Genomic DNA, 19,261 nt, shown 5'->3' on the forward strand with positions numbered 1-19,261 from the left:
TTCCTTATGGAGGAGGGCTTTTTTTGGAAAAAAATGATAATCCGTCTACGACACATGGCAACATACATAGGAATTTCGTTTTTGGACAATCTAACAAGAAAATATCGGATGAGGGGATGTTTATGCAGATTGAATGGTCGTCCGATTGGAAAGAGGGCTTTGCCGAACGGTTGGAAAACCGCCAAGCATGGGATAATTGGACGCTGTATAAAATGTGCTATGACGTAGAAAAAGCGAAATTGATAACGGACTTCCAAGGTCTTCAATGCCCAAAATACTTACCTGAACTGAAGCCTTACCCCCATCAGTTGGAGGCGGCAGAAACGGTCATTGAGCGGATGAACGGAAAAGCGATTCTTGCCGATGAGGTAGGTCTCGGGAAAACGATCCAAGCCGGTTTAATATTGAAAGAGTATTTAATTCGGGGCCTCGTGAAAAAAGCGCTCATTCTCGTCCCCGCCTCACTTATGAATCAATGGATTGACGAGTTGAATCAAAAATTCCATATTCCGGCGATTCAATATAAAAAGGCTTATGATCTTGACTACTGCAATATCGTCATCGCGAGCATCGATATGGCGAAAAGAAGTCCTCATAAGGAGAATATTTATAATCAGGACTTTGATTTAATTATTATCGATGAGGCGCATAAATTAAAAAATCCAAAGACGAAGAACTATGAGTTCGTGCAAAACTTGAAGAAAAAGTTTTGTTTGTTGCTGACAGCGACGCCGATTCAAAACGATGTATTTGAGTTGTTCAATTTGATTTCTTTATTAAAACCTGGCCACCTCGGAAATTTCGAGACGTTCCAGTCCGTCTTTTCCGCAAGCAAGCATAATGTGGAGGAAGATGAGTTTTTAAAGGAATTGATTAACCAAGTAATGGTGAGAAATTCAAGGCATGACACAGGAATCGAATGGACGAACCGCCGTGTGCAAATTATTCCGCTTGAGTTCAGTGAGGCGGAAAGAGAAGTGTATGACATGATTTTAGAATTGAAAAATGTGTCTTCCGTCTTTTCAAGTGCCTTTTCCATGATTACTTTACAAAAGGAAATTTGCAGTTCCAAAGAAGCTGCGTTCTTCACATTGAATGAAATGCGGCAGAAGTGTACAAATCCGGAGGAACTTTCGTATATTGATGAGTTGCTTCGGAAATTAGCCGCGCTGCAAGTGAATACAAAAGCGGAAAAGGCGTATGAAATCATCTCGCAAGCAAATGACGAGAAAGTCATCATTTTTACGGAATATCGGGCGAGCCAAGCCTTTTTGCAAGCCTATTTATATGAAAAAGGAATTCTCAGTGTCCCGTTCAATGGGAAGTTCAGCAAAAATAAACGTGAGTGGATGAAGTATTTATTCAAGGAAAAAGCGCAAGTGTTGATTGCCACGGAATCTGGCAGTGAGGGGATCAACTTGCAATTTTGCCATCATGTCATCAATTATGATTTGCCTTGGAATCCGATGAAATTGGAACAGCGGATCGGCCGTGTGCATCGGTTAGGGCAAGAGCATGATGTTAATATATACAATTTGGCCATTAAACATACAATTGAGGATCATATATTGGAGCTGCTCAATGTGAAAATTGGCGTCTTTGAAAAAGTCGTCGGTGAGCTGGATGATATCCTATCGGAATTTAAGTTGACGATCTAGATGTAAGGAGGATGCTTATGTATCCACAACAGATCCATCAATATGTACGGCAATTTTTCATTGAAAACAATTGCGATATTTTGCGTGAAAATGAACATTTCATCAACGTGCAATTAACGGTCGAGATGGATAAAAAAATAATGAATCGTCCGTTTTATTGGAAGTATGTGGAGAGCACGGGGGGAGAACCGAATCCTGCACAACTGACGTTGATTACCGATAAAAATAGGCTGATGGAAAGCATTGCCGGGGAAGTGGTGCATTACGGGTCGAATCGTCTCAATCAATTGTTCCAGGTGACGAAGGAGCTCGGCTCATTTGTGCAAATGTATGAGAGGGCAGTCAATGCGTCTGGCGCACAAACGATATTGACGCCTTGGGTAGGGGTTAATTATAAAATAACGTATTCAAGTGATCGGACGCAGGAAACCTTGTATTCGCTAGGCATCAATTTAATGAATGGCATGATTATCAACGGTTTTCAAGAATCAATAGGTGGATTGGATTTGGTAAGTACGATTGCGCCAAACACATATCATCTACCGTATATCATTAAACCGCTGAACGGTGTGGCGCGACTCGAAGCTATAATTGAAAACCTTATCCAGCAAGATGATCATACATGGGCTGAAGAGGCAAAGGAAAGACTTCGAAAAGATCTTCTTGTGCTGGAATATTTCTATAGGGGAATCGAGGATGAAGATCGCCCTGAATGCTACGAGAGTGAGAAGAAAGCAATCGAGGAACAGTACGAGACGAAAATAAAAATCGATGTTATTAATGGGGGATTGTTTTATTTAAAGTCGATTTGAAATAGCAAAGACCACCTATTATTAACAGTAGGCGGTCTTTGTTTTGTTTATTATTTCATCGGCAAGTCAAACGTCACCGATTTTTCTTTGAATAATTTTTTTGCATTGCTGTCTGCTAATGGGCCGAATTGGAGCTTCAATTCTTTCAACAGACCGAACTCGTCTTGTCGGAACAAGAATACCGCTAAGATTTCCTCCGACTCGCCAGGGTTTAGATCGCCATGAAGGAAAGGTTCCAGCATGCCTTGTGACAACATAGTTCCTCGGTTTTGGTCGAGGATCAATCGTTTGTCGATCAATGATTTTGCGATAGCTTCCTTACTGTCGTTTTTAATTTGGAGCTTTGCCGTCAATGCAACGAGCGGGCCATCGCCGAAATTAGTGAAACGGGAAGCGTGCGCTTTCGTCGGTGTGACGTCAGTGTACTGAACGCCTTCAAGTGTAATGGTTACACCATCGATTTTTTGTGTTTCGTTTATGTCTTCCTTCGCGAAGAATATTTCCTTGTCTGCAATCGTGTCCGTCACCATTCTATCTGCATACAAAGCGGAACTATTCGATGCTTTTTCTGCGCCTTCTGCATTGAATGGAATTTTGAAGACGGCATCCTTACCGATTCTTTTATTGAAATCATCTTCGAGCATAGGAATGTCGATTGTGTATGTCGGAGCACTTAAACGTTCATATTGTGCCTTTGTCATCGTGTATGATTGCATCCCGGTATATTTTCCTGGGGCGTATTGACGTCCAGCTTTGTCTTTATCGCCTTTCAGCCAATCTTCCCGATCAACGAGACCGATTTTCATATACAAGTTTTCAGTGCCATCATCGGATAGCATCATTGTGCTTGCATTGAAGTACACGTCTTCGTCCAAGTTGTTTTCAAAACCGAGCTTGTATGTAATGACATATCCTTCGTCTTCGTCATCGAAATTATACTTGGCTGATTCGTTCATATTCGACACGTGGACGATTTGATATTCTTCAATGGAAATTTTCACTTTGTCCGAGTATTCGTGTGTCAGGCCTGGGTTTGAATTTGTGTAGACGATTTCAACGTCGCCGCCCGTTTCTTCTTCTATCGTAGGATTGATGTTTTCAGCTGATTCGTTTTGCGTATTATCGGAAGCATCCGCTTCTTCTGTTTCCTCTTCTTCTACTTCAGTTGCTTCGGTATCTTCATTTTCGTTCGTTTTGTCTGCTTTTTCATTTTCAGTTTGTTCGGCAGCGGACACTTCCTCTTCTTTCTCTTTCTCTTGTCCACATGCGCTAAGCATAAGCATTGCCGCGGCTATGCTGCTGAATAGAATTTGTTTCTTGTTCATTTTTTGCGCCCCTTTAACATTGACTTTACTTAGATAATTTTAACAGTTTTTTCTATGGGAAAAAGAACCGTTCTGAAAATGATTCTTAAGTGTAATTTTTTGATAGGGAATATGTGGAAAGTCCTAATGGGATGCACATATGAGGACGTTAATTTCAGTCCAAGGAGAAAGTAAAGTCCTAATTTTATCCTGCCGACCCGTCATTTTGGTGCCTGTGCACGACACTATTCAGAAAATGAGCTACAATTGCATAAACGGAATATCAAATCTCATAGTGTCGGCATTTCTATATTTTTTGTTGGATTATTACTCACTGGATTGAATTGTCATAAATGTGTCTTACACAGGCACCGTAAAAAGGAGCGTACTTTTATGAGGAAAAAGATTTTTGGTGTGCATGATGATAATACGTTGCGACAGTTTAAAAATTGCTTGCGAACGGGTCAAGTAGCTGGCGGTGTACTATGTGCCGACGGGCATTATGGATATAGCCAGCCGGTCGGAGGCGTGATCGTGTATGACGGTCAAATTTCACCGTCGGGCGTCGGGTATGATATCGCCTGCGGGAATAAGGCGGTCCGGACAAATTTGAAGTGGACGGATATCGAAAAAGATATCCCGCGTCTTATGGATGAAATTGCTTCATCCATTTCATTTGGCGTCGGTCGGAGGAATAACGAGCGGATTGACCATGAATTGTTTGACGATCCGGATTGGTCCGTGTATCAGGAAATCGGCAAGCAGGAGCACGATCGTTTGAAGAAATTGGCGAGGGACCAATTGGGAACTGTTGGGGCCGGGAACCATTTCGTCGATCTTTTACTGGAGAAGGAGACGGGAGATGTATGGGTGGCAAATCATTTCGGCAGCAGGGGATTCGGCCATAAAACGGCGAGCGGGTTTTTGAACTTGGCAATTGGACGGGAGTTTTCCGATCGCGCACCGGGTGAAAGCATGGAACAAGCGCCTACCTTGATTGATTTGGATAGTGAATTGGGAGATCTATATTATCGTGCGATGACGTTAAGCGGGAAATATGCTTATGCGGGCAGAAACTATGTGATCGATGAAGTGCTCTCCATCTTAGGGGCGACTTCCGTGTTCGAGGTACATAATCATCATAATTATGCGTGGAAAGAAACTCACTTCGGCAAGGAGTATATCGTCGTCAGAAAGGGAGCAACCCCTTCTGCTCCAGGTCAATTGGGGTTTATTGGCGGGAGCATGGGCGACATTTCCGTCATCGTCCGCGGCAAAGAGAATGAGGCGAACGCTGATGCTTTCTATAGTACGGTTCACGGAGCGGGCAGAATTATGAGCCGAACGGAAGCGGCAGGTCGGATGAATTGGAAAACTCGTACGCGGACAGGCGGGAAGATTTCTCGGGAGAGGATGGATCAAGCGATTCAAAAGTATGGCGTGGAATTACGTGGCGGGGGAACGGATGAAAGTCCATTTGTCTATCGTAAATTGCGTGACGTCTTAGCCGCACACGAAGACACAATCGACGTCCTCCACGTGTTGAAACCAGTAGGCGTCTGCATGGCCGGCGCCAACGAACACGATCCGTATAAAGATTAAGGTGCCTGTTCAAATGTGTGTCGCACAGGCACCGATTCCTCTTCCATTGACAAAACGTCTAATGCTAATCCGGCATTGGACGTTTTTTTATGACACGTGTCATAACGATCTCCTTACTCCTGTGAATATTCGCAAGGCATCCTGTCAGCTACAATTGAGACAATTCAAGCTGAAGGAAGGGGAAGGGTATGGAAGCGCATCAGGAACGTATTCGATTGTTGGATATTTTAAGAGGGGTAGCCGTGTTGGGAACGTTAGGTACGAATATATGGATTTTCGCCCATTTGGGGGATTTGGGTTATATTACGACGGGCGATTATTCAGGCTGGTGGGAAACAAATGATTTCATTCGCATGGTCGTTTTATTTTTTGTGAATGGTAAATTACTAGGCTTGCTGACGATCATGTTCGGAGTCGGCGTCGAATTAAAATACAGGCAAGCTATTCGAAAAGGGCAGGCATGGCCGGGGGTGCCTTTGACTTGCCAACACGTTATTTGTTCGCCCCGTTCGTCTCACTTGGCTATGTAGCAATTATTGCAAAAATGATAGAATGGAAGAAATGGAATTTCTTTTGGAAACCTTTTGAAAAGGCCGGGAAGATGTCGTTAAGCTGCTATGTCATGCAAAATTTGATTGCCTCTATCCTTTTCTATGGATGGGGATTCGGGTTAGGAGGCAAATTAAGTTCCTTCCAAATCATATCGATTTGGTTAAGCATCTCATTGATTCAACTTCTAATTGCTTCGATTTGGTTGCGCCATTTTGCATTAGGTCCGATGGAAATGGTTCGGAGACGGGTGATCGGGATGCTTTCAGCAAAGTGAAACGGGGGAAGCAGGATGGGATTAAGGATTTATCCGAAAGAGCAAATGAAGCACTACTTGATAATTGACGCCATATCGGTTGTTTTTCTCATTTTTATTGTGCTAGAAGCGGAAAGCGTTCTCGTGCTGCCCGTCCGCCTCGTTTTATTAGCCATCTTTCTGTTCTCGTACTATATTGCCTTATGGCATCGAGACGTCCGCCTACTGCTAGCTGTGCTAGGTGGCATTGCAATCCTCACAGTTTTTGGGGTATACATTAATCCGCCAGTACTCCTATTCGGGTTTATTTTTGCGGATTTATTAGGAAGGGCGGAGAGTCACTGGCACCGAGGAATTGGGATAGCGGCAATCGGAGGCATGTTCCTTACTGTTTTTTTCATGCAATCGAAGGTCGGATTCAGCTGGGCTCATACATTTCTTCTTCCCGTTATGATTCTGCAAATGGTTTATCCACTGTTGATATACATTCGGAGTAAAAACCTTCATTTGAAAGATGAATTGCTCGTCGCCAATCATCAGCTTGAGCAGCAGTATATCGAGGAACAGGAAAGGCATCGCATCGCGAGAGATCTTCATGATACGTTAGGGCAAACTTTGACGATGATCAAGCTTAAAAGCGAACTAAGCGCCAAATGGATTGATCATGATAAGGAACAGGCCAAGAAGGAATTATTAGATATTCTATCCTCGTCAAGAATTGCATTGAAGCAAGTGCGGGAGCTTGTATCTGATATGAAATTCATTCCGTTGGACAAGGAAATTGAACAGGTTAGAACGATACTTATACAAGCCGGAATGGAAGCGACAGTCGAAGTAGTGGAAGAGCCACCGTTGCTTTCCAGTGTGGAAGAAACGATGCTCAGCCTTTCATTGCGCGAAGCGGCGACAAACGTTATTAAACATAGCAAGGCGACGCGCTGTCAAATCAGGCTGACTATGGAAACCGATGCATTTACGATTCGGATCGCTGACAATGGCATCGGTTTGGGACATGTTGCTATCGGAAACGGCATGCAGTCGATGAAAGAGCGGATGCAAGCATTGCTAGGCACGGCTGCTATGGAAGATGGAGAGACAGGAGGGACTGTCGTCACGCTCCGACTGCCTTTACGCCACCATGAAAGGGGGGGGATAAAATGATTCGTATACTTATTGCGGAAGATCAGCAGATGGTGCGCGGTGCTTTCACATCGTTACTTCAATTTGAGCAAGATATCGAGGTCATTGCAGCCGTGTCCGACGGAAAAACCGCATACGATACAATCGAGCAAACAATTCCGGATGTTTGTATTTTGGATATTGAAATGCCGAATGTAAGTGGGTTGGAAGTTGCTGAAAAAATACGTGCTGCTCAATTGCCTTGCAAGATCATTATCGTTACGACATTTGCCCGTCCAGGCTATTTGCAAAAAGCGATAGATGCCCAAGTGGAAGGCTATTTATTGAAGGATGAACCGATTGACTTCCTCATCCAATCCATTCGGCGGGTGATGAAGGGGGAGCGGGTGATTAGTACTGATCTTTCTGCAATTCTTTTTATGCAGGAGAAAAATCCGCTCAGCGAAAGAGAGGCGGAAGTGCTCCGACTAACAAATGAAGGGCTCACGACAGAAGAAATTAGCAAAACACTTTTTCTGACGAAAGGGACGGTACGGAATTATGTCTCCTCAGCCATTCAAAAGGTTGAGGCAGAATCACGGACTGAAGCTGTACAGATTGCGATCGAAAAAGGATGGATTTAAAAAGGAAAGTGAAACACATCAGTGCTTCACTTTCCTATACTTGAATATAAATACACCCCGATGATTCTTTGTAAATGCATCTTGCACAGGCGTTATTATTTTGATAGGTTCAATGCGGATTCCGATACGTAGAAATCTTTCCCGTTATAAACAGTTACACCATCAAGTGTCTTTGTGTATGATTGGTTTTTCTTCGTAACGAATGCCACGTTTTTATTCACAGGAAGTTCGATCTTACTATTTTGCTTTTCTGCAATGAATACAGGGTTATGCTCATCTGTCACATCAATGCGTGTCAGATAGCCCTTTTTCTCGAATGACTCTCTTGCATTGACGAACAGCTTGTCCGTTACTTCATTCAAATCAAACCCTAGGAATGAAGCCATAGATTTTGCGATATCAGTGTTATCTACTAATCCATACGGTTTCGATGGACCGTAGGCGTAAAGGAAGACATCCTCCCCAGTATGGCCGCCTGTCGAGAATCCGATGTTTGCGCGTTCTGAAAGCATTTTAGACATATCCGCTTGTAATGATTTTGAAGCTTGTAACGCTTCGATTTCTTCCTCTGACAAGTTATCCAAGCCGTATAATTCCGCTACTTCTTTCATATTGGAGCGATCGTCGTTTAATTGCTTTAATGCACCTTCAACTGTCATCGTCGCTTTCTTTAAAGGGTCGATATACGTGGAAACTGGAATTTCAGGGTAGTTGGAGTTTGTGTTGACATTCCCCATTGTAATTCCGCTGTTGCCATGGTCGCTCACCGCGATGACCATTGTATTTCCATCTTCTTTCGCAAAATCCAGCGCTTCTTGTACCGCATCATCGAAAGCTAATACATCACTAATAATCCCGATCGGATCATTTGCGTGCGCAGCCCAATCGACTTTACTTCCTTCAATGAATAGGAAGAAGCCATCTTCATCTTCGGAAAGAGTACCGATTGCTTTTTTCGTCATTTCGGCAAGAGATGGTTCGTCATTTGCATTTCGGTCAATGTCGTAGGCGAGTGCTGAAGGAGCAAAAGAACCCCAAATTTTATCCGAATTTGCTTGGAGCAGCTCATCACGTGTTTCGACAAAGTCATATCCTTGCGCATCGAGCACTTGTGTCAAATCTTCACCATCGACACGGGAATTTCTCGCTTCGCCTGGCAATAAAGATTCTTTTCCTCCCCCAAGCACAACATCGATACCTTGGTACACTTGTTGCTCAGCGATATCCTGATAGTTGCTGCGGTGTGCTGCATGGGATGAGAAGCCCGCAGGTGTTGCATGCTGAATTTCGGAAGTGGAGATGAGTCCTGTCGACTTTCCTAACAGTTTTGCTCCTTCTAAGACGTTTGCAACTGGTTTGAAGGCATCCTCTGGATCAACCGCCTCAACCCCAGGTGTATTTACAAGTTCGGGAAGAAGCCCGACAATTTTATCATTGCTCTTATGGCCCGTCGCCAATGCGGTTGCAGCTGGTGCGGAATCGGTGATTGCTGATTCTGCGGAATGCGTTCGCACGCCTCCGATCATGATTTCATCCATTGCAAGGTCCTCGCCTTTATACCATCTTGCTAGTGAAGTAGCCCCTGCACTCGTTCCATCCATCACCATCATAATGACATTCGTAGGTTCGTTCTTTTTGTCTTTCGCCACAGTAATATTGTTGTAGCCAAAACCTAATGCGGAAAAGGCTACAACAGCAGCCATGGAGATGCCCGCTGCTTTCCTTCCAAAACGATGCTTCATGTCGAAATCCCCCTCAATGAAAGTAGTAAACTCAACACTAATCATAGGGATGAATTATTAATTTGATATGAATCTATGGTAAAAGATTTGTTAATTTCATTAGGGAGTGAATGTTGGGTTATTTGAAATAAAGGACTTCCGGATTTTATGGAGAATTTACTTCTGTACAACATACGAAAGGATGTTAATTACATGGAATTATATAAAGACAAAGCGGTGGATTATCTTCAATTGATCGTCGCGGGGAAAATTGACGAAGCGTATGAAAAGTACACAAGCCCTGAACTCGGCCACCATAATCCATATTTCCCTGGGGATGTAGAATCGCTGAAGCAGGCGATGAAAGAGAATGATGACATGAGCCCGAATAAAACGCTCGAGGTGAAACAGACGATTGAAGAGGGGGAGATGGTGATGGTTTTTTCTCACATTAAACAGAACCCTGATGACCTGGGAGCCGCGGCTGTTCATATCTTCCGCTTTTCGGATGGACTAATCGTAGAAATGTGGGATGTCGGTCAACCGGTCCCCGAAGACTCGCCGAACGAGAATGGGATGTTTTAATACCTAAACAATTTAATGATATGGGAATGAGAGTATGCTGAAAACAGAGAGAGAAAACGTAAAACAGAAACTTGGAGAGTTACTTGGCGGGGGCTTGATTGATATAGTTCCCGCGTCGGATGGATTCCATAACCTAGTTTTTGTTATTAATAAGAAGATGGTAGCGCGGCTCTGTTCACGTAGCAGGGCAAGGAATGAGTTGGAGGCGGAACTTGATTGGATAATTGCATTGGATAAAGCTGGCGTGCCGGTTGCGAAGCCGATAACGCTTATAGGGCATGATCGAATCATTCCACTGGATATGGATGACAACGCTTATTGGCTTACCTTTTTCCACCATACTGGAGGACGGCCGGTCGATGTTTCGAATTTGAATGAATGGAATCAAGAGTTTTTCCATAAATGGGGAAGCCAAGTCGCAGAAATGCATAATGTAGAAGTAGACGAGCTCGATCGACCTGTCTATTTGGACAGTGTCAAAAAGAATGCGAGGCCAATGAATGATTGGGTAAAACATCGACAAGAGCAGTTGGTGCATCAAATGGTGAATTGGGAGAGACACCCGAACACATTCGGGCTTATCCATAATGATCTCCACCAAGGCAATTTCCATTTGAATAAAAACGGGTTGATTTTCTTCGATTTTGATGACTGTGCCTATCATTTTTATGTGCATGATTTGGCAGTCTCGATTTATCATGCATTATGGACGGGGACAGCATTCCATCCTGAATCAAAAAGCTTTCCGGATGATTTCCTAACTTCCTTTTTGAATGGTTACGCTACAAGTAGACGGCTGACTTCCGAAATGTATGACCAACTTCTCATTTGTTTGCAAATGCGTGAAGTTTATTTGTACGCGCTATTTATCTCTGAATGGAATGAGGATGAGATGATGGATTGGCAACTTGATAAACTGCAAGAGTTGGAGGAAAACATTAAATTAAACATAATTCCATATAAAGAAGAACTGGAAAAAGTAAGACATCTTTTTGGGTGAAAAACTGGTGCCTGTGCAGCAAACAACTCAGACAATGCACTACAATTGCATATAAAAAACGAGGAAGCCAGCCAAATCAATGTTTGGTGGGCTTCCTTGCGTAATTTCATACGTAATGTTGAATTGTCATAATTGCACCATGCACAGGCACCGAAGAAGGAGATACCGCAAAAAGTTAGTAGCCGTCTGTTTCGTGTCCTTTTTCTTCGGCCATTTTTGGTGCTTTTTCTCCGTCTTTATTGCCGAGAGGGGCTCCTTCTCCTAAGTTGGAATGTTCGGATTTGGCGTTCTCCAAGCCTTCCCGCAGGCGTCGGCCGTATTCGTCGTCGGCTTCTTCGGCAAGGGCGACCATTTTTTCTTGGATCCGTGGGTCGCATTTAGACAGGTCATTCACGAGATTGGTAATCAGTTCATCTTTTTCCCAGTCCTCAAATGCGCGGTATGTTTCTCCCGCCTGCTTCGTATTGTCATTGCGATCGATTGATTCGCGGACGAGATTGCCTTCTACATATGGCGTATGTTCTGTCCCATGCTGTTCAGCTTCTTTCAGTCCTCCTAAGATGGACGGCTCATAGTTGATATGTGGGTTTTGACCGGGTACACGGTCGACTTTATACTGCATCTGACCGCCCATCTGATTTGTCGCAACCCGCTTCTTCGGCGCATTGATCGGCAATTGGAGGTAGTTTGCCCCGACCCGGTGGCGCTGAGTATCTGAATACGAGAACGTGCGCCCTTGCAGCATTTTATCATCCGAGAAATCGAGTCCGTCGACAAGTACACCTGTCCCGAAAGCGGATTGCTCGACTTCGGTGAAGTAGTCTTCTGGGTTTTTATTCAACACCATTTTTCCGACTTTACGCCAAGGGAATTGGTCATTGGGCCACAGCTTCGTATCGTCTAGCGGATCGAAGTCGAGCTCAGGATGCTCGTCGTCACTCATAATTTGGACGTACAGCTCCCATTCCGGATAGTCGCCGCGTTCGATTGCGTCATACAAATCTTGCGTCGCATGATTGAAGTTCTTCGCTTGGATTTCTTCGGCCTCTTTTTGCGTCAAGTTTTTAATCCCTTGTAACGGTTCCCAATGGTATTTCACCAAAACAGCTTCGCCTTCGCTATTCACCCATTTATACGTATTTACCCCGGAGCCTTGCATTTGGCGATAGTTTGCAGGTATGCCCCAAGGGGAATAGATGAATGTTACCATATGGAATGATTCAGGCGAGCTTGCACAGAAATCAAAGAACCGCTCGCTATCTTGGATATTCGTAATCGGGTCCGGTTTAAACGCGTGGATCATGTCGGGAAACTTGATCGCATCGCGAATAAAAAAGATTTTCAAGTTATTGCCGACCAAATCCCAGTTTCCATCTTCCGTGTAAAACTTCACCGCAAACCCACGCGGATCCCGAAGCGTCTCAGGGGAATGCCCGCCGTGAATAACGGTAGAAAAGCGGACGAATACAGGCGTCTGCTTTCCTTTTTCCTGAAAAAGCTTAGCACGCGTATATTTGAAAACAGGTTCATCGCCCGCTGTCCCGTATGCTTCAAAATATCCGTGAGCACCAGCACCTCGCGCGTGTACAACCCGTTCAGGAACGCGTTCCCTGTCAAAATGGCTAATCTTCTCGATAAAGTCATAGTTCTCTAAAGCGGCTGGCCCTCTATTGCCGACTGTCCTCAAATTTTGGTTGTTCGTGACGGGATGCCCTTGCCGATTTGTCAATGTCGTGTCGTTTTCCATGTCAGAAGTGTTATGCGCAGTCTCATGCTTATTGTCCTTCATTTTAACCTCCTGGAAGATGAATTCCCCTTTTCCATGGGATATAGGGTTATGTTTTTATCCTACCCTTCCCTCTGAAGGTTTTAACCCGATAGCCAGTGTTTATGTTAATAAAGCAAGGGGCGTCATTGTAAAAGCGCAGCCAATCCAGTATACTTTCATGATAATGAATACTACGTTTAAAGGATGATTATCAATGACGTTTGAAGAAGTATTGCCGCGCTTGAAAGCTGGCGAAAAAGTGATCCGCAGCGGGTGGGGCGGAGCTGAATTGTACGTGAAATTAGTCGGTGAAGAAGAGCATGAAGGGAAGAAGCTGAACCCTTACTTTTTGATCGACGTTGAAGGCGAAGGGTATACGATGTTTACACCGACGGTATGCGATCTATTGGCTGATGATTGGATCATTGTGGAATAAATTCTGAGGGCTCATGAGAAATCATGGGCTTTTTTTGCGGGAGGAAAGGGTTATGAAATTTGAAGAATTCGCCGGGAAGACGGTATTTGTAACAGGAGCGGCGTCGGGCATCGGCCGTGCGCAGGCCATCGCTTTTATGGATAATGGTGCGAATGTATTTGCGCTTGATGTGGAAGAATCAGGGTTGGTTGATTTGCAAGAGCGATATTCTTCCCGTTTTTCTTATGAAATCGGCAGTGTGAGCGATCAAACCGAAGTCGCGGCGGCTGTTGAACGAGCGATTTCGATATATGGACGGATTGATATTTTATTAAACACGGCAGGCGTCCTGGATGGCTATGCGAAAACGTTGGAAACGGACGAAGTTCTATGGAACCGGATTATGGATACGAATGTGAAAGGCACTTATTTCGTGACGAATGCTGTGCTTCCTCATATGTTGGATAATAAATCAGGCGCCATTGTGAATATGGCTTCGATTGCGGGACTCGTCGCGGGAGGGGGAGGCGCGGCTTATACTGCATCCAAACACGCGATCATCGGCTATACGAAGCAGACGGATTATGATTATTGCAAGGAAGGGATCCGGGTGAATGCAATTGCTCCGGGAGCAATTGAAACGCCGATGAACAAGGCTGATTTTGAAGGGGACGGCGAGATGGCGAAGTGGGTCGCTCAAGAAACTCCTGCAGGCAGATGGGCGCAGCCGGAGGAAGTTGCCGGGCTGACACTCTATTTGGCAAGCGACGCTGCAGACTATATCCATGGCACTGTCATTCCGATGGATGGCGGCTGGATTATGCGATAGGTATATTCAAGGGGATTCTCTTCTGCTATAATAGGCGGGCAAGCAAATTCTGTTTGCACTGCGGCACTTCGGTTTGGGCGTTCGGCCTATTCCTCCTTTGGCCGTAGTTATGACTAAAATAGCCCCGCGCTATTTTACAAAGGAGAATGACAAATGAATATCTCTACTTTCAAGGATTCACCACGGACAGCCGTGAGTGAATTAGCGAAGACCGCACTCATTGCCGGCTTATACGTCGCGGTGACCGTGCTGTTTTCAGTCATCAGTTTTGGCGCGATACAACTCCGTCTATCGGAAATGTTCAACTACCTCGCACTATACAACAAAAGGTACGTCGTGGCAGTTACAGCAGGTGTCGTCCTCGCCAATTTCATGTCGCCTACATGGATATTAGATGTGCCGATCGGCGGGATTGCGACGTTGCTAGTATTACTGCTCTGCAGAAGAGCGACGAGGAACATTAAGAACGATGCCCTGAAAATGGGCGTGACGGCTATCATTTTTGCACTATCCATGTTCACCGTTGCGGGCCAATTATCAATCATGCTTGGATTCCCGTTTTGGCTCACATATTTCACTGTCGGTGTCGGAGAATTGCTCTCCATGACAGTAGGCGGAATGATCATGTATCAATTGCACAAAAAACTAGACTTCACAAAATAAACTTCAACCCATTCCTTCGCACAAGGGGTGGGTTTTATTATTGAATCACTGGCAAATGCATGCTGCACAGGCACCGGATTAGTTATGATATAATTCAGAATAAAAAGTATTCGGTTGCTAGCTAAAGAAAAGACTTGACATCCCTGATGAGCATGATAAGATTCATAGCAATTACTTTTACGTAGAAGTATTTCAATTACATAGATAATGAGAGATGGTGCAGTAGTTCGATTGTGTGCAGCAACAAGAGACTGAATGGGTGGTGAAAGTTCAGGCGGCAATCAGGGTGAAGTACGCTATCGGTTTTTCTCAATTTTACATGAAGTGGATGGCTGATTTTGTATCGGTCCATCAAGTAGGGTGATAACGCGGAGAACTCCTTCGTCCCTTTCCAAGGGATGGATGGGGTTTTTTTATTTTTTTAGCTGTCTATAAATTGTATCGTCAACGGAGAAGGAGATGTCATCAATGAAAAAAGAACTGACTTTTGCAGCATCAATTATCCCAATATTTGCATTACTAGTCGCGGCAGCTTCCTCGATTTTCATTTGGAAAGCTGGGATGCATATCCCGTTGCTCATTGGAGTGTTTGCTGCTGCAGTAGTTGCAAGAATTTGTGGTTGGCGTTGGGAGAAAATCGAAAAAATGATGGTGAATGGGGTATCCCGGGCATTGCCCGCAGTATTTATCTTACTGATCATCGGGATCATTGTTGGAACTTGGATTGCTAGTGGCGTGATCCCAACGATGATTTACTATGGTTTATCGATCATTGAACCTTCCTTGTTTATTCCGCTCGTGGCGCTCATTACTGGAATTGTTTCAATTACATTAGGAAGCTCATTTACGTCCATTGCGACAATCGGGATTGCTTTCATGGCGATTGGAGAGGGGCTGGGATTTCCTCCAGGGCTTGTAGCGGGAGCAGTCATTTCAGGGGCTTACTTCGGTGATAAACTATCACCGCTGTCCGATACGACAAACATCGCTCCTGCAATGGCTGAAACAGATTTGTTTAGCCATATCAAGCACATGCTTTGGGACACGATTCCTGCATTTGTGATTGCACTTATTTTGTATTGGTTTGTCGGTCTTTCAGGTGCAGCGATTCATACTGTGGATACGAATGGCATCGATCTAATCAAAACGGGACTTGGTGATGTCTTTACCATACATCCCCTACTGCTGCTGATGCCTGTATTTACAATCGTTTTGATGATGATGCGAGTACCGGCTATTCCGGCGTTGATGATTGTAGGGTTATTAGGAGCGGTACTTGCCGTAATCGTTCAAGGCTCTTCCGTTTCTGAGATTGCACAAGTGATGACGAGTGGATTTTCAGTGGATTCGGGGATCGCTACTGTGGACTCTTTGTTGAATAAAGGCGGTCTTTTATCAATGTTGGGGACAGTCGGGCTGTTAGTCATCGCCACTGCTTTAGGCGGTATTTTAGAAGAAACAGGGGCGTTTGAAGTAGTCACAAGAAAAATGATAGCAGGTGTCCGTTCAACGGGAACGTTAATCAGCACGACCATTCTTTCGACTTTTGTCGTGGCATTCGCAAGTGGAGCACAGTTTTTAGCGATTATTTTACCGGCAAGAACATTTGTCCATACGTATAAAGAGATGGGAATCGATACGAAAAACTTGTCTAGATGTGTTGAAGCTGCTGGTACGGTAGGCATTAACCTCGTACCATGGGGTGTTCCTGCGATTTTTGCAGCAAGTACTCTAGGGGTCAGTCCAGGACAATTTATCCCATATGCATTCTTTGCGTTTCTAGTCCCGCTTATCAATATCATTTTTGGTTTCACCGGCTGGACGATTACGAAAAAGAGCTATCGAGAGAAAGAAGAAATAAAAACTGAAGGAGCCATATCGTTATGAGCAAGGTCATTTTACATGTGTTAGGAACGGCACAAGATGCCGGCCTGCCGCACCCGAATTGCTTTTGTGAAAACTGCGCGGAAGCCATCAGAAATCCCGAGTTCAGGCGCACTGCAGCTTCATTAGCCATTGTGCTGCCTGAACAAAAGTCATGGCATTTGATAGATGCAACGCCAGATATGAAGGAGCAGATGGCAAGGGTCCAAATGAAGCACAATCTGCAAGGGCAACTCATGACGAGCATCTTCTTGACACATGCTCATCTAGGCCATTATCCCGGGTTATTATTCCTAGGGCGAGAAGCGATCGGTGCAAAAAAGATCCCGGTACTCGCAGGGGTGAAGATGAAAAAAATGTTGGAAGAACAAGCGCCTTGGAGTCAATTAACAAAACTGGACAATATCGACTTACAAGAAATGCAAGATGGTCAATCGATTGGTGTTTCACCGGACGTCACCGTTACACCTGTTGATGTTCCGCACAGAAATGAGTTCTCTGATACATTTGCGTTTTGGATTACGGGGCCAGAGAAGAAAGTGTTGTACATTCCGGATATCGATCGATGGGAACAATGGGATAAAGACATTTATGAAGCGTGCAAAGAAGCAGATATCTGCTTACTTGACGGCACATTTCATTCCACCGAAGACCTTAAAAACATTGGCCGGGATTACCGGGAAATTCCTCATCCGCTCATGACGGAAACGATGGATCGATTACAAGATTTAGTGGAACAAACAGAGATTTATTTCATTCATCTTAATCACTCGAATCCTGTAATTCGTAAGGGTGAAACGGTGCGGAAGGAACTTGAATTGAAGGGTTTTCGTATTGCGGAGGAAGGTATGGAGTTTGTTCTATGACATTGGTATAAATCTATAAAGTTTAGTATACTCATGGAAACTATTTTGCAGTGGAAGGGGATACGATGATGAAAGTTGGGTATGAGGAAGGCATCATTTATGATTTCAATAAAGTGCATGAACCGATACGGACGATTCCGGCAGGTTCGACGGTGACGATTCAAACGTACGATTGTTTTCAAAATCAAATTCAATCCGAGCATACGGAAGTAACTGCGATTGATTGGGATAAAATCAATCCAGCAACAGGCCCGCTGTTCGTAGAAGGCGCAATGCCGGGAGACGTGCTGAAAGTGAAAATCGAACGAATTGACATCGGGGACCAAGGTGTCATGGTTGTCGGTCCCGAATTAGGTGTGATGGGGCATGTATTATCAAAAATGGAATCGAAAATATTGCCGATCCGAGAAGGCTATGTCCAGTTCAATGATCTCCAAATTCCTTTGAATAAAATGATCGGCGTCATCGGCGTTGCGCCGGAAGGGGAAGGCGTGAACTGCGGAACACCAGGCGCGCATGGCGGGAATATGGATAATAAAATGGTGACGGAAGGCGCCACGTTATACTTCCCGGTGTTTGCGGAAGGAGCATTGTTCGCGTTAGGCGATCTGCATGCCGCAATGGGTGATGGAGAAGTCAGCGTGTCGGGCGTTGAAGTTGCGGGCGAAGTGACTGTGACACTGGAAGTTATCAAAGGCGAGTCCTTGCGCCATCCAATGCTCGAAAATGAAAAAGTGTTCACTCAAATCGTGTCTGCTCCGACGTTAGACGAAGCGGCAAAAACAGCAGCAGTGGAAATGATAGAGCGCGTTGCAGAGAAAGCTTCTCTTCCAGTAAGCGAAGTGACAATGCTAATGAGTGCAGTCGGCCAGTCGGAAGTTTGCCAAATCGTCGATCCGCTCATGACAGCAAGATTCGTCGTTCCGAAATGGGTTCTGGATCAGTTGGGCGTTACATTTTTTGAATAAAATCAAGTAAGAAGACACAGTGCTCAAGAATACGGTTCTGCGCTCAAGAATGCTGGTCTTGCGCTCAAGAATACGTTTTGCGCTCAAGAATACGGTTCCTGCGCTCAAGAATACAGGTCTCGCGCTCAAGAATGCAGTTCTGCGCTCAAGAATACGTTTTCGCGCTCAAGAATAAAGTTCCGCGCTCAAGAATACGGTTCTGCGCTCAAGAATACGTTTTCGCGCTCAAGAATACGGTTCTGCGCTCAAGAATGCGGTTCATGCGCTCAAGAATACAGGTCTCGCGCTCAAGAATGCACTCCCACTTCCAATTCGAGATTCTATAAGCAAAATATGTACAGGTGAAGGGATTTCCCTCACCTGTTTTTTATCGTTCTCTATCATCCCGCCGCTCATTGCGTGCATTTGCGTCAAAGTCTTTTCCGAATTCCTGTGTGCGATTTTCGCCCGGATTATTCGTATTGCTGTTAGTGTTGTGTGCCTCTTTGTAAGTGTCAAAGCTATTATGCGTTCTCTCATTCATCGTCTTCTTATTGTTTTTATTCACCGACTTCTCACCTCCTCTACGTACTATGCGCGTCAGCGAAAGAAGTATACGCTGCTCTGCCCGATGAAAAG

17 protein-coding genes and 1 pseudogene are annotated in these 19,261 nt (G+C 44.6%); 14 read left to right on the forward strand and 4 right to left on the reverse strand.

Going from position 1 to position 19,261, the window contains the following annotated elements; all coding sequences use genetic code 11:
* Positions 1-116 precede the first annotated feature (116 nt).
* Together ACR65H_RS13385 and ACR65H_RS13390 are read left to right on the forward strand one after the other, a co-directional pair.
* Positions 117-1,658 (forward strand): DEAD/DEAH box helicase, encoded by a 1,542-nt coding sequence (locus ACR65H_RS13385; protein ID WP_440500992.1) that lies wholly within the window; start codon positions 117-119, stop codon positions 1,656-1,658.
* Positions 1,659-1,675: 17 nt separating this feature from the next.
* Complete coding sequence (locus ACR65H_RS13390; RefSeq protein WP_440500885.1) at positions 1,676-2,470, forward strand: YqhG family protein; 795 nt, start codon at positions 1,676-1,678, stop codon at positions 2,468-2,470.
* A gap of 50 nt (positions 2,471-2,520) precedes the next feature.
* Here ACR65H_RS13390 and ACR65H_RS13395 read toward each other — a convergent pair whose 3' ends face one another.
* Positions 2,521-3,795: a DUF5068 domain-containing protein gene (locus tag ACR65H_RS13395; protein WP_440500887.1), complete on the reverse strand. Its 1,275-nt coding sequence runs from the start codon at positions 3,793-3,795 to the stop codon at positions 2,521-2,523.
* Between the two features lie 372 nt (positions 3,796-4,167).
* On the opposite strand from ACR65H_RS13395, the gene ACR65H_RS13400 reads away from it, so the two are divergent.
* From ACR65H_RS13400 to ACR65H_RS13415, 4 genes and pseudogenes are all read left to right on the forward strand, one after another.
* Positions 4,168-5,376, forward strand: a complete 1,209-nt coding sequence (locus tag ACR65H_RS13400) for an RtcB family protein (protein WP_440500888.1) — start codon at positions 4,168-4,170, stop codon at positions 5,374-5,376.
* A gap of 188 nt (positions 5,377-5,564) precedes the next feature.
* A pseudogene (locus tag ACR65H_RS13405) lies at positions 5,565-6,202 on the forward strand (DUF418 domain-containing protein).
* Between the two features lie 15 nt (positions 6,203-6,217).
* On the forward strand, positions 6,218-7,342 hold the full coding sequence (locus tag ACR65H_RS13410; protein WP_440500890.1) for a sensor histidine kinase: 1,125 nt from the start codon (positions 6,218-6,220) through the stop codon (positions 7,340-7,342).
* Positions 7,339-7,944, forward strand: coding sequence for a response regulator (locus tag ACR65H_RS13415; protein ID WP_440500892.1), 606 nt, complete (start codon positions 7,339-7,341; stop codon positions 7,942-7,944). Before ACR65H_RS13410 ends, ACR65H_RS13415 begins: the two co-directional genes overlap by 4 nt.
* Positions 7,945-8,039: 95 nt before the next feature.
* On the opposite strand, the gene ACR65H_RS13420 is transcribed toward ACR65H_RS13415, so the two are convergent.
* On the reverse strand, positions 8,040-9,686 hold the full coding sequence (locus tag ACR65H_RS13420) for an alkaline phosphatase (protein ID WP_440500894.1): 1,647 nt from the start codon (positions 9,684-9,686) through the stop codon (positions 8,040-8,042).
* A gap of 192 nt (positions 9,687-9,878) precedes the next feature.
* Here ACR65H_RS13420 and ACR65H_RS13425 point away from each other — a divergent pair, with 192 nt between their 5' ends.
* Positions 9,879-10,250, forward strand: a complete 372-nt coding sequence (locus ACR65H_RS13425) for a nuclear transport factor 2 family protein (RefSeq protein WP_440500895.1) — start codon at positions 9,879-9,881, stop codon at positions 10,248-10,250.
* 34 nt (positions 10,251-10,284) lie between these two features.
* Complete coding sequence (locus tag ACR65H_RS13430; RefSeq protein WP_440500897.1) at positions 10,285-11,250, forward strand: phosphotransferase enzyme family protein; 966 nt, start codon at positions 10,285-10,287, stop codon at positions 11,248-11,250.
* Between the two features lie 175 nt (positions 11,251-11,425).
* On the opposite strand, the gene ACR65H_RS13435 is transcribed toward ACR65H_RS13430, so the two are convergent.
* Positions 11,426-13,039: a catalase gene (locus ACR65H_RS13435; RefSeq protein ID WP_440500898.1), complete on the reverse strand. Its 1,614-nt coding sequence runs from the start codon at positions 13,037-13,039 to the stop codon at positions 11,426-11,428.
* Positions 13,040-13,232: 193 nt separating this feature from the next.
* Here ACR65H_RS13435 and ACR65H_RS13440 point away from each other — a divergent pair, with 193 nt between their 5' ends.
* The 6 genes from ACR65H_RS13440 (at position 13,233) to ACR65H_RS13465 (ending at position 18,643) form a co-directional block, all read left to right on the forward strand.
* Positions 13,233-13,454, forward strand: a complete 222-nt coding sequence (locus ACR65H_RS13440) for a DUF2829 domain-containing protein (protein WP_440500899.1) — start codon at positions 13,233-13,235, stop codon at positions 13,452-13,454.
* A gap of 52 nt (positions 13,455-13,506) precedes the next feature.
* Positions 13,507-14,262, forward strand: a complete 756-nt coding sequence (locus ACR65H_RS13445) for a 3-oxoacyl-ACP reductase (RefSeq protein WP_440500901.1) — start codon at positions 13,507-13,509, stop codon at positions 14,260-14,262.
* A 153-nt stretch (positions 14,263-14,415) separates the two neighbouring features.
* Positions 14,416-14,925: a QueT transporter family protein gene (locus ACR65H_RS13450; RefSeq protein ID WP_440500903.1), complete on the forward strand. Its 510-nt coding sequence runs from the start codon at positions 14,416-14,418 to the stop codon at positions 14,923-14,925.
* Between the two features lie 468 nt (positions 14,926-15,393).
* Positions 15,394-16,812, forward strand: a complete 1,419-nt coding sequence (nhaC, locus tag ACR65H_RS13455; protein ID WP_440500905.1) for a Na+/H+ antiporter NhaC — start codon at positions 15,394-15,396, stop codon at positions 16,810-16,812.
* Entirely contained in the window at positions 16,809-17,675 is an 867-nt protein-coding gene (locus tag ACR65H_RS13460) for an MBL fold metallo-hydrolase (RefSeq protein WP_440500906.1), read from the forward strand. The genes nhaC and ACR65H_RS13460 overlap by 4 nt, the downstream gene beginning before the upstream one ends.
* Positions 17,676-17,740: 65 nt before the next feature.
* Positions 17,741-18,643: an acetamidase/formamidase family protein gene (locus tag ACR65H_RS13465; RefSeq protein WP_440500908.1), complete on the forward strand. Its 903-nt coding sequence runs from the start codon at positions 17,741-17,743 to the stop codon at positions 18,641-18,643.
* A 367-nt stretch (positions 18,644-19,010) separates the two neighbouring features.
* Here the strand turns inward: ACR65H_RS13465 and ACR65H_RS13470 are convergent, their stop codons facing one another.
* Positions 19,011-19,190 (reverse strand): hypothetical protein, encoded by a 180-nt coding sequence (locus ACR65H_RS13470; RefSeq protein WP_440500909.1) that lies wholly within the window; start codon positions 19,188-19,190, stop codon positions 19,011-19,013.
* Positions 19,191-19,261 lie beyond the last annotated feature (71 nt).

Source organism: Sporosarcina sp. SAFN-015, assembly GCF_059415085.1.